Annotated in this window: 9 protein-coding genes; 1 reads left to right on the top strand and 8 read right to left on the bottom strand. The window is 70.5% G+C overall.

From position 1 onward, the window contains the following. Window positions 1–116 precede the first annotated feature (116 nt). The 3 genes from lgt to AVR91_RS02695 are packed head-to-tail and all read right to left on the bottom strand — an operon-like array spanning window position 117 to window position 3,486. On the bottom strand, window positions 117–1,148 hold the full coding sequence (gene lgt / locus AVR91_RS02705; protein WP_063272768.1) for a prolipoprotein diacylglyceryl transferase: 1,032 nt from the start codon (window positions 1,146–1,148) through the stop codon (window positions 117–119). Between the two features lie 29 nt (window positions 1,149–1,177). Then, complete coding sequence (locus tag AVR91_RS02700) at window positions 1,178–2,347, bottom strand: M20 metallopeptidase family protein (RefSeq protein WP_063272769.1); 1,170 nt, start codon at window positions 2,345–2,347, stop codon at window positions 1,178–1,180. Beyond that, window positions 2,344–3,486, bottom strand: a complete 1,143-nt coding sequence (locus AVR91_RS02695; RefSeq protein WP_063272770.1) for an amidohydrolase family protein — start codon at window positions 3,484–3,486, stop codon at window positions 2,344–2,346. Before AVR91_RS02695 ends, AVR91_RS02700 begins: the two co-directional genes overlap by 4 nt. A 96-nt stretch (window positions 3,487–3,582) precedes the next feature. On the opposite strand from AVR91_RS02695, the gene AVR91_RS02690 reads away from it, so the two are divergent. Beyond that, window positions 3,583–4,956 (top strand): glutamine synthetase family protein, encoded by a 1,374-nt coding sequence (locus AVR91_RS02690; RefSeq protein WP_063272771.1) that lies wholly within the window; start codon window positions 3,583–3,585, stop codon window positions 4,954–4,956. A 21-nt stretch (window positions 4,957–4,977) separates the two neighbouring features. Here the strand turns inward: AVR91_RS02690 and trpA are convergent, their stop codons facing one another. The 5 genes from trpA to AVR91_RS02665 all read right to left on the bottom strand — a co-directional run bounded on the left by trpA (window position 4,978) and on the right by AVR91_RS02665 (window position 10,106). Then, entirely contained in the window at window positions 4,978–5,769 is a 792-nt protein-coding gene (gene trpA, locus AVR91_RS02685) for a tryptophan synthase subunit alpha (RefSeq protein WP_063272772.1), read from the bottom strand. Further along, window positions 5,766–6,995, bottom strand: a complete 1,230-nt coding sequence (gene trpB, locus AVR91_RS02680) for a tryptophan synthase subunit beta (RefSeq protein ID WP_046199846.1) — start codon at window positions 6,993–6,995, stop codon at window positions 5,766–5,768. The genes trpA and trpB overlap by 4 nt, the downstream gene beginning before the upstream one ends. Then, on the bottom strand, window positions 6,992–7,801 hold the full coding sequence (gene trpC, locus AVR91_RS02675; RefSeq protein ID WP_005155232.1) for an indole-3-glycerol phosphate synthase TrpC: 810 nt from the start codon (window positions 7,799–7,801) through the stop codon (window positions 6,992–6,994). Before trpC ends, trpB begins: the two co-directional genes overlap by 4 nt. A gap of 192 nt (window positions 7,802–7,993) precedes the next feature. After that, a complete protein-coding gene (locus AVR91_RS02670; protein ID WP_083715273.1) occupies window positions 7,994–8,551 on the bottom strand; it encodes a Trp biosynthesis-associated membrane protein in 558 nt (185 codons plus the stop codon). Continuing rightward, a complete protein-coding gene (locus AVR91_RS02665; protein WP_063272773.1) occupies window positions 8,544–10,106 on the bottom strand; it encodes an anthranilate synthase component I in 1,563 nt (520 codons plus the stop codon). Before AVR91_RS02665 ends, AVR91_RS02670 begins: the two co-directional genes overlap by 8 nt. Between the last annotated feature and the right edge of the window lie 19 nt (window positions 10,107–10,125).

Genomic DNA, 10,125 nt, shown 5'->3' with positions numbered 1-10,125 from the left:
GCCGCGGCCAGGTCCTCTCGTGTGTCGTCCGTCTGATCACGTGTGTCGTCCGTCTGGACACATGTGTCGTCCGTCTGGTCACGCGACTCACCGCGGCGAGTCCCGAGTGCGGAGCGCTACTTCTCGGCGTCCGGCTTCGGGTCCTCGGTCGCCTTGTCGGCGGCGGAGTCCCGGACGGTGTCCGGAGCCGCCGCGACCTCCGCGTGCGACTCACCGGAGTCGGCCGAGGCGGAGTCGGCGTCCTCGCGCGGCACGTCCTTGCTCCACAAGGTTTCCGGCGCTTCCCTCGGCCCCCGTTTGGCGGCGAGGACGAAGTACGCGATCGCCGCGGCGAACAGCAGGATCGAGGTCCACACGTTGACCCGCAGGCCGAGGATGTGGTTCGCGGTGTCGGTCCGCATCATCTCGATCCAGAACCGGCCCGCGGTGTACCCGGCGACGTACAGCGCGAACACACGGCCGTGGCCGAGGCGGAACTTCTTGTCCGCCCAGATGACCAGCAGCGCGACACCGAGGTTCCAGAGCAGCTCGTAGAGGAACGTCGGATGCACCGGGCTGTCCGGCAGCGGGACGTGCCCGATCGCGACGCCGTTCAGGAAGTCGTCCGGGTTGGTCGGGTTGTAGCGCTGGTAGATCTCCAGGCCCCACGGCAGATCGGTGTGCGCGCCGTAGAGCTCCTGGTTGAAGTAGTTGCCGAGCCGCCCGATCGCCTGCGCGATCACGATCCCCGGCGCGAGCGCGTCCGCCATCGCGGGCAGCGGGATGCCCCGGCGGCGGCAGGCGATCAGCGCGCCGACGGCGCCGAGCGCGATGGCGCCCCAGATGCCGAGGCCGCCGTCCCAGATCTTCAGCGCGTTGAGCGGGTTCTTGCCCTCGCCGAAGTACAGCTGGTTGTCGGTGATGACGTGGTACAACCGGCCGCCGACCAGGCCGAACGGCACCGCGAAGACGGCGACGTCGATGACGGTGCCCTTCGTGCCGCCGCGGTTCACCCAGCGTCGCTCGCCCAGCCAGATCGCCACGATGATGCCGGCGATGATGCAGAGCGCGTAGGCCCGGATCGGGATCGGCCCGATATGCCAGACGCCCTGGTCGGGGCTGGGGATGGTCGCGAGGAACGCTGCCGAGGCGGTATTCACGTCGGCCACCGTAGCGCTTCATCGACTTCTTGGGGGCGTCAGCCCTCGACGGCGGCCAAATAGCCCGCGATCAGCGCCGACGCGACCTGCCCGACGGCGGCGTCGGGTGGCAGGAACACCTCGTCGTGCAGGCTCGGCGCGCCCGCGGTGTCGCCGAGGCCGACGAACATCATCAGCCCGCGCGTCATCCCGCAGTAGTGCGCGAAGTCGTCGGCGCCGAACGACCGGAATTCGGTGTCCACGGCCACCCCCGTCCGGACGAGCCGCCGGTGCGCGCGCTGGGTGAGCCCGGCGTCGTTGTGCAGCACCGGTTCGCACGGGCTGATCTCCAGTTCCGCCCGGCAACCGTGCGCCTTCGCGGTTCCGTGGACGACCTCGGCGAGCCCTTCCAGCGCGAGATCGCGGTCTTCGGCGCGCATCAGCCGCAGCGAGCCCGACAGGCGGGCCTCGTTCGGCACGACGTTCGCCGTGGTCCCGGCTTCGATCCGGCCGACCGAGCAGACCGCGCCGAACACCGGGTCGACCCGGCGGCTCGCGAGCTGCTGCAGGCTCACCACGATCTGGCTGAGCGCGAGGATCGGGTCCCGCAGCAGATGCGGGTACCCGGCGTGCCCACCCTGGCCGCGGACGACGATGTCGAACTCGTCGGTGGAGGCGTTGACCGGTCCCGGTACCGCCGACACCACGCCCGCCGCGAGCCGGGGCTGGACGTGCGCGCCGATCACCGACTCGACGCCGTACTCGGCGAGCACACCCGACTCGACGATGTCCTGTGCGCCGGACGGCGACGTCTCCTCACGCGGCTGCAGGAGCGCCACGAGCGGCCGCGGCACCCCGACGACGGCGGCCGCGCGGCAGGTCGCGACGAGCGCGGCCATGTGCACGTCGTGTCCACACGCGTGCATCAGCGGCGTCTCCGAAGCCCACGGGATCCCGGTGCGCTCGGTGACCGGCAGCGCGTCCAGTTCGGTGCGCAGCGCCACGGCCGGTCCCGGCTGGGTCCCGGGGAGCAGCACGGCGCGCCCGGTTTTGGCGACCTGGACGCCGTCGTCGATGCCCAGCGCCTCGACGACGACGCGCGCGGTGTCCTCCTCGTCCCCCGACGCCCGGGGGTCGGCGTGCACCCGGTGCCGCAGTTCGATCGCGGATGGCAGCTCCGCTTCGACCGCGGCCTCCCACCGGTCGTGCAGTTCGTCCAGCTCCGTCATGTCCCCTCCAGCCCGTACACCCGTTCGGCGTTGCGGTGCCCCACCAGCGCCGCTATCCGATGCGCGTCCACTTCGGACAGTACGTCCGAGGTGAGCCCCGCGTACAGGAAGTCGGACAGTCCTTGCCGGAACAGCGCGGTACCGAGGTGGTACAGCTCGGCCAGCCCGAACGCGTCCGTGGAGAACAGCAGCTTCCCGAACGGCACGATCTCCATTGTCTCCGCGATGATCGCGGGCGCACGATGACCGGCGTTGTGCGTCGCGAGTCCCACGTCGACGAACACGTGCTCGAACACCTGCGCCAGATACGCGGCGTTCCGGTGGAAGGGATAGTTGTGCAGCAGCATGATCGGCACCCCGTGTGACCGGGTGGCCCGCAGCAGCGCGGTGAGCAGCAGCGGATCGCAGCGGTGCAGGTCGACGTCCGAATCGCCGAACCCGACGTGGAACTGGATCGGCAACGCCAGGTCGATCCCGGTCCAGATCAGGAACCGGTGCAGCACCTCGTCCGCGAGCCGGACCGGTTCGCCCGCCTCGATCCGCGCGAGCCAGCGGCCCGCCGCTTCGGCGACTTCGGCGTCCGTCGGCCGCTCCCCCGCCAGGTCGAGGCCGACCCGGTAGGCGGCGATGGACTTGAACCCGACGGCCGTCGTGGCGCGTTTCGCCAGTTCCGTGGCGAAATCCGCCGCGAATCCGGCCGCGCCGGTCGCTCCGATCACCGTTTCGGCGACCTGTTCGAGGCGGACGATGTCCCGCGCGCGAGCGCCGGACAAGGTCGCGAACTGCTCCGTCGTGGTCAGCGTGTCCGGCAGGAAACCGCCGTCGAGCAGGAACTCGGTCGTGCCGGTGGCGCGCAGGAACCGCGCGTTGACCTCCGTGGCGCCCAGTTCGGCGCGGCGGGTCAGATAGACCTCGGCGGGGACGTGCGGCGGCAGGTCGAGCACGGGAGCGCAGCGGGCCCGCACGGCGAGCCCGATCAGCGAGTCGAACAGGGTCGTGCCCAGTGACGAGACGGTGTCGGCCTCGGTGAGCATCTGTTCGAACTCGATCCGGCCGAGGTCGCCGGTGACGACGCCGTGGCAGTGGTGGTCCACCAGCCGCGTCCGGGCCACGAACGGCAGGATCGGGGTTCCCGGCATGAGCGCGTCCCTTCTCGTGATCGACGAGTGCGGCCTCACCCTATGGCCGGATCCGGGCGTGGCAAGGGGCCGGAGAACAGGCCAGGATGAGGAACCATGGTGAACCGGGAAGCACTGACCGCACGCGCGACCGCCCTCACCGGGGAACTCCGGGCACGGGGTGTCGAGCTCGTGGCGCTGACCTTCGTGGACAACGCCGGGATAGCGCGGGTCAAGGCGGTGCCGCTGCGGAAGCTGCCGACGGCGGCCGCGTGGGGTGTCGGCGCTTCGAATTCCTTCGATTTCTTCGGTTTCGACGACGTCATCACCGGCGGTGAGCATTCCCTCGGGCCGGTCGGCGACCTGCGGCTGCATCCGGATCTCGACGCGCTGACCGTGCTCGCCGGGCAGCCCGGCTGGGCTTGGGCGCCGGTGACGAAATTGGACCAGGAGGGAGAGCCGCATCCTCAGGATCCGCGTGCCCTGCTCGCGACCGCGGTGGACCGGCTCGCCGCACGCGGTCAGCGGGCGCGGATGAGTTTCGAGATCGAATGGGTGATCACCAGCGCCGACGCCCCCGACGACGCGAAGTCGGCCACGGCGGGCCCGGCCTACGGTTACGCGAGGCTTTCCGAGCGCGCGGACTATCTTCGTGCCCTGGTGTCCACTTTGGACCGACAGGGCGTCGGGGTGGAGCAGATCCATCCCGAATACGCCGACGGCCAGTTCGAGCTGTCCGTCGCCGCCGCCGACCCCGTGCGGGCGGCCGACGTCGCCGTGCTGACGAAGGAGACGATCCGCGCGCTCAGCCACCGGCACGGGCTCAAGGCGTCCTTCAGCCCGAAGTTCGCGCCCGCCGGCGTGGGCAACGGCGGGCACGTGCATCTGAGTGTCTGGGACGGCACGCGGAACCTTTTCTCCGGCGGGGAAAGGGTTTTCGGCCTGTCACCGGTCGCCGAGTCGTTCAGCGCGGGCATCCTGGACCGGCTGCCCGCGCTGCTCGCGATCGGGGCGCCGTCGGTGGTCAGCTACCTGCGGCTGGAGCCACACCATTGGGCGGGGGTGTACACCGCGTGGGGGCTGGAGAACCGGGAGACACCGCTGCGGCTGGTGCGCGGCGTCGCCGGAAACCGTGAGACGGCGGCGAATCTCGAGGTCAAATGCTTCGACCTGACCGCGAATCCGTATCTGCTGGCGGCCGCGCTGCTGTTCGCCGGGATGGCCGGTGTCGACGAGGACGCGTCACTGCCGGCCCCACTGGACGTCGATCCCGGAACCCTGACCGAGGAGGAACGCGCCGCCCGCGGGGTCGAGCGACTGCCTCAGCGGCTGGAGGAGGCCGTCGCCGCGTTCGAGGCGGACAAGGACCTGGCGGCCGCGTTCGGCGCTCCGCTGGCGACGACGATCGTGGACGTGCGACGGGCGGAGATCGAGCGGTTCGCGGACGCGAGCCCGGAGGAGATCACCGAAGCGCAGCGGTGGCGGCACTGAGGCCACCACCGCGCCTTCGGATCAAGCGGGAGCGACGGCCTTCCGCACACCCGCGGCCAGTTCGGCCGAAAGTTCGCGCACCGCATCGGTCCCGCTCGCCGCGGCCGTCACCAGCGCCGAGCCGACGATGACGCCGTCCGCGAAGCCGGCGACCTGCGCCGCCTGCTCGCCGGACCGGACGCCGATCCCGACGCCGATCGGCAGTTCCGTATGCGCGCGGGTCCGCTCGACCAGCTCCTCGGCGTGCACGCCGACCTGGTCACGAGCACCCGTCACACCCATCACGGCGGTGGCGTACACGAAGCCCGAAGCGGCCGCGACGGTCTTCGCGATCCGCTCCTCCGAGGAGGACGGCGCGACCAGGAAGATCCGGTCCAGACCATGCTGTTCGGAGGCGGCCATCCACTCGTCGGCCTCGTCCGGGATCAGGTCCGGGGTGATCATCCCGAGCCCGCCCGCGGCGGCGAGGTCCCGCGCGAAACGGTCGACACCGTAGCGGTGCACCGGGTTCCAGTAGGTCATCACGACGGCCTTGCCGCCGCGCGCCGACACCGACTCGACGACCTCGAACAGGTGCTTGAGCTTGAAGCCGCCGGAGAGCGCGCTCACCGACGCAGCCTGGATGGTCGGCCCGTCCATCACCGGGTCCGAGTAGGGCACGCCCACCTCGACCAGGTCGGCGCCGCCGTCGACCACCGCGGCCAGCAGGTCCTTGGACCCGTCGACCGTCGGGAAGCCCGCCGGAAGGTAACCGATCAGCGCGCCGCGCCCCTCGGCCTTCGTCTTCGCGAAGATGTCGTCCAGTGCGCTCATGCGTTCTCCACCAGGCCGAAGTACTTCGCGGCCGTGTCCATGTCCTTGTCGCCGCGACCGGACAGGTTCACGATGATCAGCCCCTCGGGGCCGAGTTCACGGCCGAGCACCAGCGCGCCGGCCAGCGCGTGCGCCGACTCGATCGCCGGGATGATGCCCTCGGTGCGCGAAAGCAGCTTGAACGCGTCCATCGCCTCGGCGTCGGTCACCGGCCGGTACTCGGCGCGGCCGCTGTCCTTGAGCCACGCGTGCTCCGGGCCGACGCCCGGGTAGTCCAGCCCCGCGGAGATCGAGTGCGATTCGACGGTCTGGCCGTCCTCGTCCTGCAGCAGGTACGTCATCGCGCCGTGCAGGTTGCCCGGGGTGCCCTTGGTCAGCGTGGCGCCGTGACGGTTGCCCTCGATGCCCTCGCCGCCCGGCTCGAGACCGACCAGGCGCACCGACTCGTCGTCGATGAAGCCGTGGAAGATCCCGATCGCGTTCGACCCGCCGCCGACGCAGGCCGCGACGGCGTCGGGCAGGCGGCCCGCCTGCTCCAGGATCTGGGCGCGGGCCTCCTCGCCGATGATCTTGTGGAAGTTCCGCACCATCATCGGGAACGGGTACGGGCCCGCCGCCGTGCCGAAGAGGTAATGCGTGGTGTCGGCGTTGGTGACCCAGTCGCGCAGTGCCTCGTTGATCGCGTCCTTGAGCGTGCGCGAACCGGTCTTCACCGGGACGACCTCGGCGCCGAGCAGCTTCATGCGGGCGACGTTCAGCGCCTGCCGCTCGGTGTCGACCTCGCCCATGTAGACGATGCATTCCAGGTCCAGCAGCGCGCAGGCGGTGGCGGTGGCCACGCCGTGCTGTCCGGCCCCGGTCTCGGCGATGACCCGCTTCTTGCCCATCCGCTTGGTGAGCAGCGCCTGGCCGAGCACGTTGTTGATCTTGTGCGAACCGGTGTGGTTCAGATCCTCGCGCTTGAGGAAGATCCGGGCGCCGCCGGCGTGCTCGCCGAAGCGCTTGGCCTCGGTGAGCAGCGACGGGCGGCCGGCGTACTCGCGCAGCAGGCGCCGGAACTCGTTGACGAAGTCCGGGTCGGTCCTCGCCTTGTCGTATTCCGCCGCGACCTCGTCGACGACGCCGATCAGGGCCTCGGGCATGAACCGGCCGCCGTACGGGCCGTAGTAGCCCCGGCCGTCCGGGTCGTGCTCGCCGTGCGGTGTTTCGGTGTACTCCACGCTCATCGAGAAGGCCTCGGGCAAGCGGGGTGCGAACCGGCGGTCACGAGCTTGACCAGGGCGCCCTTCGGGTCTCCCGAAGCGACGAGCCCTTCGCCCACGAGGACGGCGTCGGCGCCGTGACCCGCGTAGGACATCAGGTCGCCGGGGCCGCGGACACCGGACTCGGCGATCTTGAAGACGTCCATCGGCAGGCCGGGGGCCAGCCGCGAGAAGACGTCCCTGTCGACCTCGAGGGTGTGCAGGTTGCGGGCGTTGACGCCGATCACCTTCGCGCCGGCTTCGAGCGCCTTGTCGGCCTCTTCGGCGTTGTGGATCTCGACCAGCGCGGTCATCCCGAGGGATTCGACGCGGTCGAGCAACGCGATCAGGGCGTTCTGCTCCAGCGCGGCCACGATCAGCAGGACCATGTCGGCGCCGTGCAGCCGCGCCTCGTGGACCTGGTACGGGCTGACGATGAAGTCCTTGCGCAGCACCGGGATGTCGACCGCCGCGCGGACCGCGTCGAGGTCGGCGAGCGAACCGCCGAACCGCCGCTGCTCGGTCAGCACGCTGATCACCCTGGCGCCGCCGTCGGCATAGTCCTTCGCCAGCGCGGCCGGATCCGGGATCTCGGCCAGATCACCCTTGGAGGGGCTGCGCCGCTTCACCTCGGCGATGACGCCGATACCGGACTCGCGCAGGGCCGCGAGAACGTCACGTGGGGGCGCGACCTGGGTCGCGCGCTTCTTCAGTTCGTCGAACGGCAGAGCCGCCTCGCGCTCGGCGAGATCGGCACGGACGCCGGCGACGATGTCTTCGAGCACGCTCACCGGAGTTCCTCACCGGCCGTCGTACTCACGGATTCCTTCGCAAGGTCGCTCACAAAAACCTTCCCCTTCCCGCCGAAACGATGCTAACCCCCGCACGGATACGGCCTGGTTCCGGGTATGTCCGTTACTCCGAATGCCCACCGTGTCATCTTTCCCGGCGTAGATCTCCGAAACCCGCGAATTCCGCCGTCGTCACCGCGTCGCGGTGGGATCTTCGCCGTCGGACAGCGCCTCCCACAGCTCGGTCTCCGGATCCTTCGCGGCCTTCTTCTTCGCCCCCGGCGCCGAATACTTCGCGCCGAGGCGCGGCATCCGGCCCGCGCCCTTGATGGCTGCCAACCCACCCGCGGTCACGAGAATTCCCCCGAGGATCGCGAGACCGCGGGCTCCCAGCATCTGGGCGACGGGCAGTCCGTCGGCGAACCCGCTGAACGAACCGCCCGCCACGCCGATCCACACCGCGGCGAGGCCGGACACGGCGAGTACCACGCCGAGCACCCGGCGTGGCCAGCCACCGGTGGCGATCAGCCCAGCGGTGCCGGCGAGCGCCAGCAACGCGAGGGGAATCAGCGCAACCGCGCGCTGTGAACCGGTTTCCGTGTACAGCACGGTGCCGCGCACGCCACCGTCGCGGAACTCCGCGAACCACACGAGCTGCGAAGAACCCCACAGCGCGACCGCGCCCAGCAGCAGGCCCACCACGGCGATCCACAGTGGACGCTTGGCCTTCTTCGCCGGGGCGTCAGACACGAGTGCTGTCACCCGCCGGGTCGAGCTCGTCCGCCGCGATCATCGTCTGCGCCGCCGCGACGGCGGAAAGCACCGTACGGGCTTTGTTGAGCGACTCGTTGTCCTCGTAGTCGGCCACCGAGTCCGCGACGACTCCCCCGCCCGCCTGGACGTACGCGGTGCCGTCCTTCATCAGCGCGGTGCGGATCGCGATCGCGGTGTCGGCGTCGCCCGCGAAGTCGAGATAGCCGACAACGCCGCCGTAGAGCGCCCTGCGGGTCGGCTCCAGCTCCTCGATCAGCTCCATCGCGCGGACCTTCGGCGCGCCCGAGAGCGTTCCTGCCGGGAAACAGGCGGTGACGGCGTCGAAAGCCGTCTTGTCGTCGAGGAGTTCCCCGGTGACCGTGGAGACGATGTGCATGACGTGGCTGTAGCGCTCGACGTCGAAGAAGTCGACGACGCGCACGGTGCCGGGTTTGCAGACCTTGCCGAGGTCGTTGCGGCCGAGGTCGACGAGCATCAGGTGCTCGGCGCGCTCCTTCTCGTCCGCGAGCAGGTCCTTGGCCAGCTGCGCGTCCTCTTCCGGATCGGCGCCGCGCCAGCGGGTGCCCGCGATCGGATGCGTGGTCGCGCGGCCGTCCCGCACGGTGACCAGCGACTCCGGACTGGATCCGACGATGTCGAAACCGTCCAGGCGGAGCAGGTACATGTACGGGCTCGGGTTGGACGTGCGCAGCACGCGGTAGACGTCGAGGGCGTCGGCCCGGGTCTCGATCTCGAAGCGTTGCGACGGCACGATTTGGAACGCTTCGCCCGCCTTGATCGCCTCGACGGCCTTCTCGACGGCCGCGTGGAAGTCGGGCTTGGACCGGCGGCGCGTGAATTCGGGCGCGGGACGGTCGAAGACCGCGGCCGTGGCCGGGGCGGCGACGTGCAGCTGCTTGGTCATCGCGTTCAGGCGCGCGACCGCGTCGTCGTACGCGGCGTCGACGCGCTCGGCCGAGTCGTCCCAGTTGACCGCGTTGGCGATCAGCGTGACGGTGCCCTCGTGGTGGTCGAAGGCGGCCAGATCGGTCGCCAGCAGCATGGTGAGCTCGGGGATGTCGAGGTCACGCTCGGCGAGCTCGGGGAGGCGTTCGAGCCAGCGGACGGCGTCGTAGCCGATGTAGCCGACCATGCCGCCGGTGAGCGGCGGCATGCCGGGCAGCTGTTCGGTGTGGAGGGCGGCGACGGTTTCACGCAGGACGGTGAGCGGGTCGCCCTCGGTCGGCAGGCCGACCGGCGGGGTGCCGGTCCACACGGCCTCACCGTCACGCACGGTCAGCGCGGCGGGGCTGTCGACGCCGATGAACGACCATCGGCTCCAGGAAGCGCCGTTCTCCGCCGATTCGAACAGGAACGTCCCCGGCCGGTCGGCGGCGAGCTTGCGGTAGACCCCGATGGGGGTCTCACCGTCGGCGAGCACGCGACGGACAACGGGGATGACGCGACGGCCCTCGGCGAGCGCGCGGAACTCGTCGCGCGAAGGGCTGACCGAGCCGAGCCCCGACGGGCTGGCGTTTGCGGCGCTGACCATGTCGCTCATTGTGCTGCAA

Origin of the sequence: Amycolatopsis keratiniphila subsp. keratiniphila (assembly GCF_001620365.2) — a bacterium.
GTDB lineage: Bacteria > Actinomycetota > Actinomycetes > Mycobacteriales > Pseudonocardiaceae > Amycolatopsis > Amycolatopsis keratiniphila.
This window is presented reverse-complemented; position numbering and strand designations above follow the sequence as displayed.